Here is a 14,612-nt window from a genome sequence, read left to right on the forward strand (position 1 = left end):
ACGAAGAGATGTATGAAAAATAGTTTTAAATTAGATGTATATGATGTATATAGAGTTTTTTTAGACAAAAATGAACCCTGTCATTCATGACAGGGTTTTTATGGTTTAACTTTTATTTTTTAGCTCGTCTATTAATTTTTCTGCCCGCACCTGGTTGAAAATGCCGCAAGGACAGAAGGTTGCAAGCTTCCAGGCGGCCTTTTCGGGCGTTATTCTCCCTTTTTTCACATCCTGGACAAGTTTTTTTACCAGGTTAGGGGAAATCATGTGGTGGCCGCACATGGTAGTTATGCTCAATATGTCATCATCGGGTAAAAGTTCTTTTTTACCCCATATACCCAAAGAATAGTTTATAGTATGTGGAGTAACCCCCGCCTCCTTGCATGCGGACAACACCTCATCCAGGAGTCCGCTTATGACCACAGATGTACCAAGATTTTTCTGCTTTATGATACTTAAAAATTCCGTAACTTGTTTTCTGCTGGTAAAAACGCCCCTCAATCTCGATTTATTTCCGATGTTTTGTTTTATGTATTCCTTTGGATAAGATACTATAGGACCGGTTTTGACGTCCCCCCAGTTTTCAGATCCCACCAATTCTGCTGCAGCTATGAATTCTTCGGCTTTCTCTTTAATATTTGTATCATTTATGCCCTTAGCCTGGTACATAAACCAGACATAATCACCCTTTAAGGATTCTAAAGTACCACTCCTGTGCAGTGAGTGTGTCATGATACATCCTCCTTTTCATTTATTCGGTAATCAGCGGTCTACCCAATCCTACATTTATCTTGCCCCTGTAAGGCTTCGGTAGCCCCAATTGTTCCATTTGCTCCAAAATTGGACTATAACCGTTTTCGTCAACTCTAACCATAACTCCGAGAGAAAATACTGTATCGATTTCCTTTTCTACTTTTTGCAGAGCTTTGATTATTTCGGGAAAAGTTTCCATGGGACATTTGCCCTCTATGATTATGGAAAGAACATTTGTATCGAGATACTCTTCTTTGATTTTTCCTTTGCTGTTATCTTCCATCAACATGGCCAGTGGAGTGGTATCCTCCCCCTCCAATTTCAGTCCTGCCGACGTCACTGCCATGGCCACTTTTTCCACGTCCCTGAGGCGGCATCCTATGCCGGGACGCCCCATGTCTATACATATGCCGACTTCTCCTTTTTTAACTCTACCGGTCACATCATTGGTCTTACTCTCCTCGGTGCCCCTGCCCGGGACCCCCGTCTGTTCGGTAGTTTCCACCGGGTCGCTGATAATATGCTGGAACTGGCCTATAAAGGTATCTATTTCTTGTTTTTCAATAGCATCAAAGGGACACACCTTATTTCTTACACAAACATAACAGTTGGGGCATATGGTCTGGTCAATTACAGCCTTTTTGGAAACTACGCTTATGGCTCCAAGAGGGCAATATGGGACGCAGGTGCCGCATCCGGTGCACTTTTCCTGATTTATTACGGTCATTTTATCTCCTCCTGTTTTTCGGATATTGTATCCCAAACTAATAAAAAAATATATGGCTTTGTTTTATGTTAAATGGTAGTAGATATCTTTCTTTTTGATAATTTTTCCCGAATAATGGGGAAAAACAGCGAGACCAGAGTCAAAATCAAAAGCAGTAGTGTTATGGGTCTCCGGATAAAAATCGCCCAGCTACCATGAGACATGATCATAGCCCTTCTGAGGGAACCTTCTGCCATGGGACCAAGTACAAGCGCCAGTACTACCGGTGCCGTGGGGAATTGGAGTTTTCTCATAAAATATCCTAGCACGCCAAAGGCCAGCATTAACCCTACATCAAATAAATTGTTTTTAACCGAATATGAACCCACAAAAGCCAAGGCAATGATTAGCGGCAATAGTATCCTATAAGGTATCTGTAAAACCCTAACAAATATTTTTACTCCGAACAACCCCATTATCAGAAACGCCAGGTTGGCCAGCAGAAGTCCTGCAAAGATGCCATATGCCACGTCTATATGATCCCTGAAAAGTAAGGGCCCGGGATTTATTCCCTGAATCATGAAAGCACCCAGCAATACAGCCGTTGTCTCCGAGCCGGGGATACCCAGGGAAAGTAGCGGAACCATTGCTCCACCTGTGGCAGCATTATTCCCGGATTCCGGTGCAGCAACTCCTTCCAGTATGCCGGTGCCGAATTTTTCCGGATGTTTTGACCATCTTTTGGCTTCATTATAACAGATAAAAGATGCTATGGTAGCTCCTGCTCCGGGCAAAATCCCGATAAAGCTGCCTATAGCCGAAGACCTAAAAATAGTGGCTGCCACTGATTTTAACTCGGAAAAGGAAGGAAGAAGCCCCAGGATTTTGGCATCTTTTATAGATAGGCCCGAGGGTGATTCTGCGTTGATAAAAACCTGGGATACCGCAAACAGGCCAATCAGCACAGGAATGAACGATATGCCATCGTATATATTGACTTGATTAAAGGTATATCTGGGTGACCCATTTATCATGTCAAGGCCTATGGTCCCCAACATCAGGCCGAAGGCTCCGGATATAAGCCCTTTCACCAGATGTTCTCCCGCAAGACTGGTAATTATACTGAGTCCAAAAACCGCCAGAGCAAAGTACTCCGGAGGACCAAAGCTCAGAGCAACTTTTGCCAGGACCGGCGCCAATATCATCAAAACTACTACGCTGAAAGTTCCGCCTATGTAGGAAGCGATGGCCGCCATTCCCAGGGCTTTGCCGGCCTTCCCCTGTCGAGCCAATTTATAGCCATCAAAGGAAGTGCAGGCTGCAGCCGTAGTTCCCGGTGTATTTATGAGTATCGCCGTTATGGAGCCTCCATATATGGCCCCACAGTATATCCCTAAAAGCATGGCCATAGCGGCGACCGGTGACATACCATAGGTGAGAGGTAGGAGAAGCGCCACCCCCATAGAAGCGTTTATGCCGGGCAGTGCACCGAATAAAATTCCCATGGCGGTGCCAAAGCATGTGATTAAAAAGTTATATGGCTGAAATATAGTTCTTATACCTTCCAACAGCAAACTTAGATCCATTTTACTGCCCCCCTTAAATCAATATTCCCGTAGGAAGCGGTACCCGTAAAATCATGTGGAAGACTCCGTACAGGCAGGCTACTATAAGTATTGCGGCTACTACATCTATCAAAGATTTTTTTCGGTCCAGAACATAGATTGAAATTAATACGTACAGAAAGGTGGTTACAGCATAGCCCATGATATTCAAAAAAACAAGGTAAAACACGCCTCCAAGCACCATCAAAGCGCCCTGCTTCGACATCACTAGCTTAATTGGGTCTTTTTTCGTCCTCAATATTTCAACAAGATAAAATGCGCTTAGAATCACCATAAAGGATGAAACCAATTTAGGGAAAAATCCCGGTCCTAACCCGAGGTTTCCTCCAACGTTGTTCTGTTCCAGGGAAAAAGACATAACCAGCCATAATATCCCCAATGACAGAGTAATCAACCCGGCAATTATCTCCGCCATATTACCGACTTTATTAAACACTTTTTATCCACCTTCCCTTTCGAGGGTGCGGAAAGTCTCCGCACCCTCGTGTTAATAAACCACTATACCATTTAATGGTCCAATGTCCGGGTTTTATTTTGCCTATTCTTGATTTTATCAGAGATTTATTTTATCAATCCCATTTCTGTCAGGATATTTTTAAAGAATTCATTCTGTTGTTCGATGAAATCATAAAACTCCTGGCCATTCTTTACTTCCTGGATGATATTGTTTTTCTTGTAGTAATCCTTCATGGCAGGATCATCTAACGCTTTTTTAAATCCTTCGAAAAGCACTTTTTTTACTTCTTCAGGTACCCCTTTGGGTGCAACAATACCACGCCAGGTTTCAACTATTATGTCATATCCTTTTTCTTTGTAGGTCGGCACATCTTTATAATCTACCAGCCTCTCGGGACTGAACACGCCAATTCCTTTCAACTGCCCTGCTTGAAGCTGGCCGGAAATTTCGCTGGGGTTACCATTTAGAACATCAATATGGCCGCCCAGCAATGCCGCCATAGCTTCTCCTCCACCTTCAAAGGGAACAAAATCCACTTTTATTCCTGTATTTTTCTGGAATATAGCAGCAGCTATATGGTCAGTCGTACCTACTCCGAAGGTTCCCCATTTCAAATTTTTTCCCTTACCTGCGGCCACAAGGTCCTCAAGGCTTTTTATATTTCCGTCGGCTTTTACAGCGGTCATGGTGGCATCCCTGCCTATCATGATGACAGGGTCAAAATCCTTGTATGTATTGGGTGTTTTTTTGGTAAGGGGCGTCAAGACATAATTGGTAGTAACTGCGAGAAGAGTATATCCATCGGGCTTCTGGCCGGCAAGATAAGCCATAGCTGTCGCCCCGCCGCCTCCCGGTTTATTTTCCACCACTACGGGCTTACCCAGGATAGGTTCCGCCGCCTTGGCTAAAGTTCTGCCGAATACATCACTGCCGCCGCCCGGTGAACCCCACACCACTAGGTTAATGGGTTTTTCAGGAAAACTTATTTTTTGTTCCTGTTGTTCTTGATGTTCTGTCTTTTGAGAACCGCAGGATACTGTAAAGACGATGACACTAAGCACCACCAAAACGATTAAACATAACCGAAAGATTTTCAACTTAAACACGAAAAAGACACCTCCTATTTTTTTGATAATTATTTTTATTTTTAAAAGCTTTTAATAAATCCATTTACCACCTCCTGAAAATAGGATACTGTATCCCATAAAATTAATAAAAACCTGATGCTTAAACTTTTAACGGCAACTCTATTGTATATGTTTATTACGATAAGACCTTAAAATTGCCATCTTCATGGATTTTCTTTAAGAGCGCTTTTCCTGCATTTTCAATATGGTTTTTAATCAGCTGTTCTGCCTTATTTTTGTCTCTTTCCTTGATAGCCTGCAGTATATCTTGGTGTTCCGAAAGTGCAATTTGAGGCCTGCCTTCAACTGATAGTGACCTGTGTCTAAACCTTTGAATCTGGTCGTGAATGTTGCGGAGCATCTCTGAAAGTTTTGAGCTTTCCGAAGCATTTATAATACAATCGTGAAAGCGGGTGTTACACTCCACTTCTTTATTGAGATCCCCCTTTTTTATTGCTTCATCCATTTCCTGTAGAATTTTTTCCATTTGTTTTAAGGTTTTTGAATCAATATTGTCAATAGCCAGTTTTACCGCCAGACCTTCAAGAGCACCCCTGATATTGAAAATTTCCTTCACCTGGGATTCATTTATAGGAGCTACCATTACACCCTTTCTGGGCAGATTTACCACCAGCTTTTCTATTTCCAGCCTTCTTATGGCTTCCCTGACAGGAGTGCGGCTTACCCCCATTTCCTCTGCTATCTGATTTTCCACAAGTCTTTCCCCGGGCTTAAAAAAACCATCTAAAATAGCTTTTCTCAACCTCTCAAAAACGGCATCTCTAACTGTTTTATAATCGTCAATTTTCAAGCTTTCTTTTTCAATCATATTTACACCCCATTTTGAATCCTGTATCCCATTTCACAATTTTTATAATTCTACATAAAAGCTCAAATTCCTGCAAAGCTAACAAAAACTTTTTTTCACAAAGTTCACTTTGTATAATTGATATTTTTTGTTCTGAGCACACTGCTCTTTCATTCTAACGATACTTTGAGGGCCTTCACCAAACCCCATTTATGTAAATTTATAATTGCCTTATACATCTCATCAACCTTTTTTCGTTTAAGACTATGATCTTTTGCCTGTCCATGTCTATGATGCCGTTTTTCTTCATGTCGCTCAAGACCCTGGTGACGGTCTCCCTGGAGGTGCCCACCAGGGCTGCCATCTCCTGGCGGGTGAAGGGCAGGTCCACTTCAATGCCGTTTGTGGTCCTGTGGCCGTAATCAAGGCAGATCTTGTGAAGCAAACAGGCGGTCCTGTCGTAGGTATCCCTGAAGGCCAGGTTTTTTATCTGTTCCTGGGCCTCCCTAAGACGCCCCGCCATGACCTTGATGATCTTCAAGGATATCTGCAAGTTCTGGCTTATAAGCTTTTCAAGGTCACAATTTTTTATAAACCCTACTACGGAGTCTTCCACAGCCTCGGCGCTGGCTGGATAGGAGCCACCGCCCAGAAGCACGGCTTCCGCGAAAACATCACCCTCCTGGAAGATGTGGAGTATGTATTCCCGCCCTTCCTCATCCGACTTGTATATTTTAATCTTACCGGATTTGATGAAATATACCGCCTCTCCTGGATCACCTTCCTGGAAAATCACCACACCTTTTCTATATCTCGCCGCCTGCACCAATTCTTTGATTTTCCCCAGTTCCTCATTCGAAAGCCCCGAAAAAATGGGGATTTTTTTTAAAATATCCAGATCCATAATATTACTTTCAAAGCACCTCCCTTCTTGAGGTCAGAGTTTTGAATTAATTATCGTTTAGCCGGCCTGGCTCTGGCGAAATCTTTCAATACTTGCAAATTTTGTAAATTTCGATAGCCATACTAGCTCTACAACACCGGTGGGGCCATTTCTTTGCTTTGCTATGATGACTTCCGCAATGTTCTTTTTCTCGGTGTCGGGGTTGTAGTAATCATCCCTGTATAAAAAGGCTACCACATCGGAGTCCTGTTCCTGGCTTCCGGATTCCCGTAAATCACTCAGGATAGGGCGATGGTCCGACCTTATCTCCGGCGCCCTGGAAAGCTGGGACAGGGCCACCACCGGCACGGACAGTTCCCTGGCCAGGGCCTTCAAGGACCTGGATATATCGGATATTTCCTGCTGGCGGTTCTCGGAGTTGCCCTTTCCGGACATGAGCTGGAGATAGTCTATCATAATGAGGCCCAGGCCCTTTTCAGCCTTGAGCCTTCGAGCCTTGGCCCTGAGTTCCAGGGAAGTGATGCCCGGCGTGTCGTCGATGAATATGGGAGCCTGGGAAAGCGGCCCCATGGCCTTTGCCAGGCGAGGCCAGTCATCTTCTTCCAACCTCCCGGTGCGGAGTCTGTGGCTGTCCACATTTGACTCGGAGCACAATAGTCTCTGCACCAGCTGCTCTTTTGACATTTCGAGGCTGAAAATTGCCACAGGAATTTTATATCTTATAGCAGCATTGGCAGCAATGTTGAGGGCAAATGATGTTTTACCCATGCTGGGCCTGGCGGCTATGAGTATCAGGTCCGATGGCTGCAAGCCTGAAGTCATTTCATCCAGGTCGGGAAAGCCCGTAGGCACGCCTGTAATGCCCCCCTCGGAATTGTAAAGTTCTTCTATGCGTTCAAAGGTTTCCAGCAATATGTCCTTGATATGGTAAAAATTTTCTACCCGTCTTTTCTGCACAATCTCAAAAATCATACGCTCGGCTTCATCCAGTACCTGTTCCGCATCTTCTCTTGAATCATAAGCCATGGACATAATCTGGGAGGATGTACTGATGAGCCGGCGCAGCAGCGCTTTTTCCTCAACAATGCTGCAATAATAGGCTATGTTTGCCGCGGTAGGAACGGTTTCGGTAAGGGTGGTAAGATAGGTTATTCCGCCTATCTGCTCCAGCAGTTTCTTTGAACGAAGGGCTTCGGAAACGGTAATCAGGTCTACAGGCTCGCGGTTTTCGTTGAGTTCTACCAGCACTTCAAATATCTTGCGGTGGGATTCCTTATAAAAGTCTTCGCTTTTCAAGCGCTCTGCCGCTACAAATATAGCGTCTTTTGAAAGCAGCATGGAACCCAGCACCGACTGTTCTGCTTCCAGGCTGTATGGAGGAACTTTCAGGTTATCCATGGAATCACCCTTCTACTATTTTGATTAATATTTTGGTTTCCACCTCGGGCGCAAGCTTTATGGTGACCTCATAGTCCCCCACTGATTTTATGGGGCTTGAAAGCTCTATCTTTCTCTTGTCGACATCCATGTTGTACTGCTTTTTCAGAGCATCCGAAATATCCCTGGAAGTAATGGAACCGAAAAGCTTGCCCTGCTCACCGGCCTTGACCTTCAGCGTCAAATGGGTTTTGGACAGCATTTCAGCCTGTTCCATGGCCATCTGCTTTTCTTTTTGCCTCTTTCTTTCCTGGGCTTTCTTTTCCTGTTCCAGCTGCTTTAAACTCGATTCGGTGGCTTCTGCCGCCAGTTTCCTGGGTAGGAGATAATTTCTGGCATACCCTTCGGCGACATTGACCACCTCGCCTTTTTGGCCTATATCCTTTACATCTTTTAGCAGTATAACCTTCATGTAGTCTCACCTTCTTTAAAATACTCGGAAATTGCGGTTTTTAATTTCTCCACGGCCTCTTCAAGGTCTGTATCCTTCAACTGGGCGCCGGCTACGGTCAAGTGACCGCCTCCACCCAGTTTCTCCAGCACCTTCTGTACATTCACATTTCCCAGAGACCTTGCACTGATAGATATACCATCATCGGTGGGCACCAGCACAAAGGACGCATATATGCCCTTTATTTCCAGAAGGCTGTTGGCAGCCTGGGCAGCAGAGAGGGATGGGTTTTTGGGTTTTTCCAGATAATAGGATACGGCTATGTGTTCAAACATCTGCTCTGCCCTTTTTACCACTTCAGCCCGGGCGTTTACTGTATCTATGTCCTCCTGGAACAACTTATAAACCACGGTGGGGTCTGCACCCACTCTTCTTAAGAAAGAGGCCGCCTCAAAAGTGCGCACACCGGTCTTAAAAGCAAAGTTTCTGGTGTCCACAACGATGCCCGAAAGCAGAGCGGTAGCTTCCAGGGGAGTTGGCTTTACTTCATCCCCCATGTATTCCAGCATTTCGGTCACCATCTCGCTGGTGGAAGAAGCATATGGCTCCAGATATACCAGGAAAGCCTTGTCAATAAATTCCTCGCCCCGCCGGTGATGGTCTACAACCACCACTTTTTCGGCTTTTTGGAGCACTTTCTGGGACAGGCAAAAAGAAGGCCTGTGGGTGTCCACCACCACTACAAGAGTTTTCCGCGTCATCTTTCCCAGAGCCTCTTCTTCTCTTATGAGGTATTTTTTCATGCTCTCGTCCTTTTGTAAAAGTTCCATGAGAGATTCCACCGAAGGACTCTGCTCGGGAGAAAGTATGAAGAAACCCTGTTTTCCAAGGCTTCTGGCTGCCGTCACAATACCTATACCGGCACCCAGGGCATCCATATCAAGGAACACATGGCCCAGCACCAGTACCACATCCGACTCTTCTATGAGGTCTCTTAAGGCATGGGAAATCACTCTGGCCCTTACCCGACTGTATTTTTCCAATTCCTTGGTTTTGCCTCCAAAGAAGTGAGTTTTACCCTCTGCTTTCACAACTACCTGATCTCCACCCCGGCCCAGGCAAAGTTCCAGGGCATTTTGGGCGGTTCTGCTTATCTCCAACAACACATCCTGGCCGTAGGCGACTCCGATGCTCAAAGTTACAGGCATGGCAGGCCCGACTTTAATTTCCTTTATTTCCTCCAGGATAGAGAACTTACCTTCCTGTGCCCGATTGAACTCTTTGAGGCTTAGTACTGCCAGGAACTTGTCACTCTCATATTTTTTTAAAAATCCGTTGAAACCCTGCACCCATTGCGCTATTGTTTTATCTATCCTGGCGAGGATTTCCGGTCGATTTTCGTCGGGGCAAATGGCCATCACTTCATCAAAGTTATCTACCTGGATATAACCTACGACTATCTTTTCTTCATTGAGCCTCTTTTTATGCTCAAAAAGTTCCGTCATGTCCCTGAAAAACAGCGCCCGAAACTTTTGATTTCGCATTTTGTCGCTTTTTTCAAGTGATTTGCTGGTAATAAAATAAACTCGGTCCTTTAATTTTATCTGGGTCTCGCCCTGGTCGGACATATCTTCCAGAGGGATTTCCGGCACGAGATCGTGCAGCAGATTGCTGGCTCTCCTGACATTTTCAAAAAGGGAAGAAAAGGTCTTGTTTTCCCAGTAGATGTTATTTCTTTCATCTATGATAACTACAGGTTCCGGTAGGTTATTAAAAATCTCCCTCCAAAATATCTGTGCGGGGGATACCTCATGGCTCAAAATCCCCGGCCACTCCGGTTTTTTACCTTTCATCCGCTCCAGTATGTAAAATATAAGTGGAATGAAAACCAAAAGCAGGGCGACCGCCACTTTCGGGTTAGTAAAAATAAAAACCGTTATTTCGATGGCAAGTATTATAACACTTATCCACAGGATATTTATATCACCATGACCTGACAATCTTTATACCTCCCACCGCACGGTGTTAAAGCTATATGTGGCGGAAATTGAACAGAATATCGAACAGCCCTGCCCATAACACTATCTGGGATATCAGCGGATTGAAAAATACCAGGAATATGAATAAAACCCGCAGGATTTTCGCTAGATTAAAGCGGCCCATGTAGTAAGTCACCAGAGAAAGCCCTTCTATCAAAAAGCTAAATCCGAATATCAGCTGAAGGTTTATGCCGATGGATTTTAAAACTCCCGCAGGCCAGTAATATTCCAGGAGGTTCATGAGCACCCCCAGGAGGAAGAAAAATACGGTGTAATCCGGAAGCTTCCACAGCCAGAAAGGAGTAAAATCCTCCAGTTTCTGCCCCAGACGGGAAAGTATCAGCTTAGTCACCTGATAGTTCAGAAAGGCCGATACCACCGATGACATGACCAGCAGTGCGGGAATGGCCAGAGTGAAGAAATCAAGAAGTTTTCCATAGCTATCCACAATCTGTTTTACGGTTTCGGGGCTAACACCCATGTTTTTATACATATTCCCCACCAGGGCTATGGAGTCCTTCATGGCAGATAACTCCATCTTCATGGGGTTGAAACCCATTATGTAGATGGTCATGACAATAAGGGCTACTTCGGACACGAGAGAAGCCGCACTGCCTATAAAAAGCACCTTATAAGGGCTGTATTTTCTTCTAATGGCCCATCCCATAACTACTCCCAACAGCCCGAAACCCAATACCACGTTGAAGGCCTGGGCAGGTCCCTGAAACATGGCCACCGCTATTCCCGCCACCGCGGTGGAAAGGATGCTGGTTCTAAGTCCGTGCCTTATCCCCAGAATAACAATGGGAACAGGCCAGATTAGACTTGCAAATATGCCCAGAACCGGCACATAAAGGGCAATGATGCTGATAATGATGGTTATAGCGGAGAGCATGGCCCCCTCTACCATGGATCTGGTGTTCGCAGGTCCCATTTAGCCTCCTCCTTTTGCTTAAAAAAAGAGAGGGAAGACCCCTCTCTATTCTGCGGTAAATGGCAGCAGGGCAATGTTTCTCGCCCTTTTAATGGCCGTGGTAAGCTGTCTTTGATGCTTTGCACAATTGCCGGTGATACGACGGGGCAGGATCTTGCCTCGTTCTGTTATGAACTTTCTCAGGCGATTGTACTCTTTATAGTCGATGGATTCTACCTTATCCATGCAAAAACTGCATACCTTTTTCTTTTTAACCTTTTTTTGCTTCAGTCCGCCTTCAGTTTTCATCAAAATGGCACCTCATTTCCTCCAATATCATCATTTCCGCTGTCGAAATCCATATTCACATCTATGCTATCAAACTCAGGTTCCGCGCTTGTCTTTGGCCTATCCAGAAACTTGACCTCATCGGCCACCACTTCCGTTACGGATCGGCGCTGTCCCTCCGGGGTATCGTAGGATCTCACCTGGAGCCTCCCGGAGACCGCCACCTGCCTGCCCTTTTTAAGGTTGTTGGCACAGTTTTCGGCCAGTTTTCTCCAGACCACAATCCTGATGAAATCCGCTTCCCTTTCTCCTTTTTGATTCAAAAAAGGCCGGTCCACCGCCAGCGTAAAAGTGGCCACAGGCACGCTGTTGGCAGGTGTATACCGAAGTTCCGGGTCTCTTGTAAGCCTGCCTATCAAAATTACTTTGTTCAAGGCTTTCACCTCTTATTTCTCTTTTTTTACAATGAGGTATCTCATAAGCCCGCTGGTTATTTTGAAGACCCTCTCCAGGTCCCGGGCTGCATCGGGATTTGAGCTAAAGTTCATAAGGACATAGTAGCCCTCCCGGCGGTGATTGATGGGATAGGCAAGCCTTCTCTTACCCCATTCGTCAATCTCCTGCACGCTGCCCCCTTTTTCTTCAATAACCCCTTTGAACTTGTCCACCAGCTGCTTTATAGCATCGGCTTCCAGTTCGGGATCAATGATGTAAAGGGTTTCGTAATCTCTCATTTTTTCACCTCCATGGACTTTCGGCCCCGGTGCTGCCGGAGCAGAGATGTTCGGACGTATTATATCATTTATCGGGGGGTTTTTCAAGGTCCCCGGTTTGTTTGCGGCTCACTATTTTTTTGGCGGATTTTTCGAACTTGGGCCTGGGAATCATGACCTTTCTGCCGCAGCCCAGGCACTTTATGCCGAAATCCATACCCACACGCCAGATCTCCCATTCGTCACTGCCGCAGGGATGTTTCTTTTTCATTTTTACCACATCGCCTATGCAAAAGTTCAAGAGCTTCCATCCTCCTTTTCACTGCCCTTTTTTATATAGACCACCCTGGGGTAGGGGATTTCTATGCCTTCCTTTTCAAGCCTGACCTTTGCGGCCTTGCGAATCTCCCTCTCCACACTCCACTGCTGCATGGGAACGGTTTTGGCCAGAATGGTTACCACCACCTCCGAAGGGCCCAGTTTGGTAACTCCCAGCACGCTGGGACCTTCCAGTATGTCCTCCCTTTTGTTTCTTATCTCTTTACATACATCCTCCAATACCGCCAGAGCTGCATCTATATCTTCCTCATAGGCTATGCTGACGTCTACCAGGGCCCGCATGGGACCCCGGGAGTGGTTGGTTACCCGGGTTATCTCCCCGTTGGGGATGATGTGGAGCTGGCCTCCGAAATCCCGGAGCCTGGTGCTTCTTATACCCAGGTCTTCCACAGTGCCGGCAACACCGGCGGCCTCCACATAGTCCCCTATACTGTACTGATCTTCAAAAATTATGAAAAAGCCCGATATGACATCTTTAACCAGGTTCTGGGCTCCAAAGCCCACCGCCAGGCCCCCGATGCCGGCAGCGGTCAGCAGCGATTTAGTATCTATACCCATGAGCTGTAACAGGTTTATAATAACCACAAAATAGGTCACATACCGGACTATACTTTTCAAAAGGCCTGTCAGTGTCCTTTTTTTATTTTCATTCATAGGTATTTTCCCGTCATTTTTTATTAAAAAGATGCGGTCTATAAAACCTTCGGAAAATTTTATGGCAATATATGCCAGAAAAATTATGGCCGCTGCCTTTGCCACAGGCACTGCAAAGGGTGGAAGCTTTGTCATAAAGTCTTTATAAGCCTGGATGATATCGTTCATAAAACCAGAACCTTTCCTCCAAAAGAATCTTTAGTCGCCGGCGCAGAGGTTTTCCTGCTCGCTTTGAGGTTCGCTACAAATCTTTATAAACATAAAGTTCTCTTTCCAGTGGTCTTCTCCACTATTTCGAACATGTTGGTGACCTTTCCCACCATAAGTTTTTCTTTAAGATGATAATAATCCAGGCATGTGCCGCAGGACAGGATTTCCACGCCACTCTTTTCAAGTTCCTTCAGGGCTTCCAGAGATTCCGAGCCTTCGGTAGTGAGAAATACTCCGCTGTTTACGAAAAGCAAAGCAGAAGGCAGATGTGATGCTTCCCTGAGGGTATATAAGTAATTTTTTAAAAGAATTTTCCCCAATTCTACAGCCCCATTGCCCAGGGTATTTTGGGAAACAAGGATAACATAATCCTTATCCAACATCAAATGGGTGTTTTCATGCTTCATGCCATCCACAGCATGCTCCAAAGCGTTTTCACGCCGGCCCTTTTCTATGGTTATCTCAAATCCCCCGTTCTTTTCCTCCACCAGGAACTCCAGATTCTGGCTCCTGGCCAGCTTTACCACATTGTCCCTGGATATTTCATTGTCCACGGCAGTGATCACCCGGCCGCTTTCCATGGAATCCAGCGCCTTTTTTGTCATGATGACAGGCTCCGGACACGCCTTACCTCGAGCATCCACAAAAACTTCCATATATATAACCTCCACTATATTAATTTTACCACAACCGGTGTTATAAAGTCCAAAAATTTCAAGTGCATCAATATATACGAACCGTTCAGGCCTCTTGTCAGCCAGCCTGCAGGCCATGCCATCAAAAAAGGCGACAGCACCGCATATATAAGGGCAACCCACAGGGCGGACCGGGCCAGGCCAAACCCAAGCCCCAGCAGCCGGTTTGCGGCAGTGAGGTTTGTAAGTTTGACAAGGCCATCAAGAAAAAAGGCGGGAATCAAAAACACCAGCTGAACCCCTGCAAATATTACGAAAAATCCTATAGCCCCCAGGGCCATATCGACAATGTGGCTCAGGCCCACGGCTCCCACGGATTCCATCCCTGTTCCGGAGGCCCGGGGCATATTAAGCATGGCGCTCAGGGCTGATTCCACCGCAAAGTGGGCTTTCAAAAAGTCCACCACCAGATCGCGGTAGAAAATCCCCACATAAAGAGCCACTATCACTCCCGCCATCTTGAATGCCGAAAGTATCAAGCCCTTCGAAAAGCCTTCGATGGCACTTTTTAAAAAAATTATCAGCAGAAATATATCAATCCAGTTCATAAAAC

Annotated in this window: 18 protein-coding genes; all 18 read right to left on the reverse strand. The window is 45.6% G+C overall.

What is annotated here, in order from left to right:
- Window positions 1-105 precede the first annotated feature (105 nt).
- The gene (locus D2962_RS17105) at window positions 106-732 is read right to left on the reverse strand and encodes a hypothetical protein (protein ID WP_120765101.1); all 627 of its coding nucleotides are present in this window, start codon (window positions 730-732) and stop codon (window positions 106-108) included.
- Window positions 733-751: 19 nt separating this feature from the next.
- Complete coding sequence (locus D2962_RS17110) at window positions 752-1,480, reverse strand: ferredoxin family protein (protein WP_120765102.1); 729 nt, start codon at window positions 1,478-1,480, stop codon at window positions 752-754.
- Between the two features lie 68 nt (window positions 1,481-1,548).
- Window positions 1,549-3,045, reverse strand: a complete 1,497-nt coding sequence (locus tag D2962_RS17115; RefSeq protein ID WP_120765103.1) for a tripartite tricarboxylate transporter permease — start codon at window positions 3,043-3,045, stop codon at window positions 1,549-1,551.
- 13 nt (window positions 3,046-3,058) lie between these two features.
- Window positions 3,059-3,520: a tripartite tricarboxylate transporter TctB family protein gene (locus D2962_RS17120; RefSeq protein ID WP_120765104.1), complete on the reverse strand. Its 462-nt coding sequence runs from the start codon at window positions 3,518-3,520 to the stop codon at window positions 3,059-3,061.
- 125 nt (window positions 3,521-3,645) lie between these two features.
- Window positions 3,646-4,647, reverse strand: a complete 1,002-nt coding sequence (locus tag D2962_RS17125; protein WP_162991281.1) for a tripartite tricarboxylate transporter substrate binding protein — start codon at window positions 4,645-4,647, stop codon at window positions 3,646-3,648.
- A 157-nt stretch (window positions 4,648-4,804) separates the two neighbouring features.
- Window positions 4,805-5,497, reverse strand: coding sequence for a GntR family transcriptional regulator (locus D2962_RS17130; RefSeq protein ID WP_120765106.1), 693 nt, complete (start codon window positions 5,495-5,497; stop codon window positions 4,805-4,807).
- A 199-nt stretch (window positions 5,498-5,696) separates the two neighbouring features.
- Complete coding sequence (locus D2962_RS17135; RefSeq protein ID WP_120765107.1) at window positions 5,697-6,380, reverse strand: Crp/Fnr family transcriptional regulator; 684 nt, start codon at window positions 6,378-6,380, stop codon at window positions 5,697-5,699.
- 57 nt (window positions 6,381-6,437) lie between these two features.
- A complete protein-coding gene (dnaB, locus tag D2962_RS17140; protein WP_120765108.1) occupies window positions 6,438-7,778 on the reverse strand; it encodes a replicative DNA helicase in 1,341 nt (446 codons plus the stop codon).
- 4 nt (window positions 7,779-7,782) lie between these two features.
- Window positions 7,783-8,229, reverse strand: a complete 447-nt coding sequence (gene rplI, locus D2962_RS17145; protein ID WP_120765109.1) for a 50S ribosomal protein L9 — start codon at window positions 8,227-8,229, stop codon at window positions 7,783-7,785.
- Window positions 8,226-10,208, reverse strand: coding sequence for a DHH family phosphoesterase (locus D2962_RS17150; RefSeq protein WP_245984802.1), 1,983 nt, complete (start codon window positions 10,206-10,208; stop codon window positions 8,226-8,228). Before D2962_RS17150 ends, rplI begins: the two co-directional genes overlap by 4 nt.
- Window positions 10,209-10,239: 31 nt before the next feature.
- A complete protein-coding gene (locus D2962_RS17155; RefSeq protein WP_120765110.1) occupies window positions 10,240-11,181 on the reverse strand; it encodes a YybS family protein in 942 nt (313 codons plus the stop codon).
- 45 nt (window positions 11,182-11,226) lie between these two features.
- Window positions 11,227-11,469 (reverse strand): 30S ribosomal protein S18, encoded by a 243-nt coding sequence (rpsR, locus tag D2962_RS17160; RefSeq protein ID WP_120765111.1) that lies wholly within the window; start codon window positions 11,467-11,469, stop codon window positions 11,227-11,229.
- On the reverse strand, window positions 11,469-11,882 hold the full coding sequence (locus tag D2962_RS17165; protein WP_120765112.1) for a single-stranded DNA-binding protein: 414 nt from the start codon (window positions 11,880-11,882) through the stop codon (window positions 11,469-11,471). Before D2962_RS17165 ends, rpsR begins: the two co-directional genes overlap by 1 nt.
- 12 nt (window positions 11,883-11,894) lie before the next feature.
- Window positions 11,895-12,182 (reverse strand): 30S ribosomal protein S6, encoded by a 288-nt coding sequence (gene rpsF / locus D2962_RS17170; RefSeq protein WP_120765113.1) that lies wholly within the window; start codon window positions 12,180-12,182, stop codon window positions 11,895-11,897.
- A gap of 64 nt (window positions 12,183-12,246) precedes the next feature.
- A complete protein-coding gene (locus tag D2962_RS17175; protein WP_342774553.1) occupies window positions 12,247-12,432 on the reverse strand; it encodes a DUF951 domain-containing protein in 186 nt (61 codons plus the stop codon).
- Window positions 12,433-12,458: 26 nt separating this feature from the next.
- Window positions 12,459-13,322 (reverse strand): mechanosensitive ion channel family protein, encoded by an 864-nt coding sequence (locus D2962_RS17180; RefSeq protein WP_120765115.1) that lies wholly within the window; start codon window positions 13,320-13,322, stop codon window positions 12,459-12,461.
- 83 nt (window positions 13,323-13,405) lie between these two features.
- Window positions 13,406-14,020, reverse strand: a complete 615-nt coding sequence (gene yedF / locus D2962_RS17185; protein WP_120765116.1) for a sulfurtransferase-like selenium metabolism protein YedF — start codon at window positions 14,018-14,020, stop codon at window positions 13,406-13,408.
- A gap of 14 nt (window positions 14,021-14,034) precedes the next feature.
- Window positions 14,035-14,607 (reverse strand): CvpA family protein, encoded by a 573-nt coding sequence (locus D2962_RS17190; protein ID WP_120765117.1) that lies wholly within the window; start codon window positions 14,605-14,607, stop codon window positions 14,035-14,037.
- Window positions 14,608-14,612 lie beyond the last annotated feature (5 nt).

This window comes from Biomaibacter acetigenes (genome assembly GCF_003691585.1).
GTDB classification, from domain to species: domain Bacteria; phylum Bacillota; class Thermosediminibacteria; order Thermosediminibacterales; family Tepidanaerobacteraceae; genus Biomaibacter; species Biomaibacter acetigenes.

Bases quoted from the DNA above. Each gene is read 5' to 3' on its own strand.
- D2962_RS17105 (WP_120765101.1), bottom strand. From the start codon at position 732: ATGACACACTCACTGCACAGGAGTGGTACTTTAGAATCCTTAAAGGGT.
- D2962_RS17110 (WP_120765102.1), bottom strand. From the start codon at position 1,480: ATGACCGTAATAAATCAGGAAAAGTGCACCGGATGCGGCACCTGCGTC.
- D2962_RS17115 (WP_120765103.1), bottom strand. From the start codon at position 3,045: ATGGATCTAAGTTTGCTGTTGGAAGGTATAAGAACTATATTTCAGCCA.
- D2962_RS17130 (WP_120765106.1), bottom strand. From the start codon at position 5,497: ATGATTGAAAAAGAAAGCTTGAAAATTGACGATTATAAAACAGTTAGA.
- D2962_RS17135 (WP_120765107.1), bottom strand. From the start codon at position 6,380: ATGGATCTGGATATTTTAAAAAAAATCCCCATTTTTTCGGGGCTTTCG.
- dnaB (WP_120765108.1), bottom strand. From the start codon at position 7,778: ATGGATAACCTGAAAGTTCCTCCATACAGCCTGGAAGCAGAACAGTCG.
- rplI (WP_120765109.1), bottom strand. From the start codon at position 8,229: ATGAAGGTTATACTGCTAAAAGATGTAAAGGATATAGGCCAAAAAGGC.
- D2962_RS17155 (WP_120765110.1), bottom strand. From the start codon at position 11,181: ATGGGACCTGCGAACACCAGATCCATGGTAGAGGGGGCCATGCTCTCC.
- rpsR (WP_120765111.1), bottom strand. From the start codon at position 11,469: ATGAAAACTGAAGGCGGACTGAAGCAAAAAAAGGTTAAAAAGAAAAAG.
- rpsF (WP_120765113.1), bottom strand. From the start codon at position 12,182: ATGAGAGATTACGAAACCCTTTACATCATTGATCCCGAACTGGAAGCC.
- D2962_RS17175 (WP_342774553.1), bottom strand. From the start codon at position 12,432: ATGAAAAAGAAACATCCCTGCGGCAGTGACGAATGGGAGATCTGGCGT.
- D2962_RS17180 (WP_120765115.1), bottom strand. From the start codon at position 13,322: ATGAACGATATCATCCAGGCTTATAAAGACTTTATGACAAAGCTTCCA.
- yedF (WP_120765116.1), bottom strand. From the start codon at position 14,020: ATGGAAGTTTTTGTGGATGCTCGAGGTAAGGCGTGTCCGGAGCCTGTC.
- D2962_RS17190 (WP_120765117.1), bottom strand. From the start codon at position 14,607: ATGAACTGGATTGATATATTTCTGCTGATAATTTTTTTAAAAAGTGCC.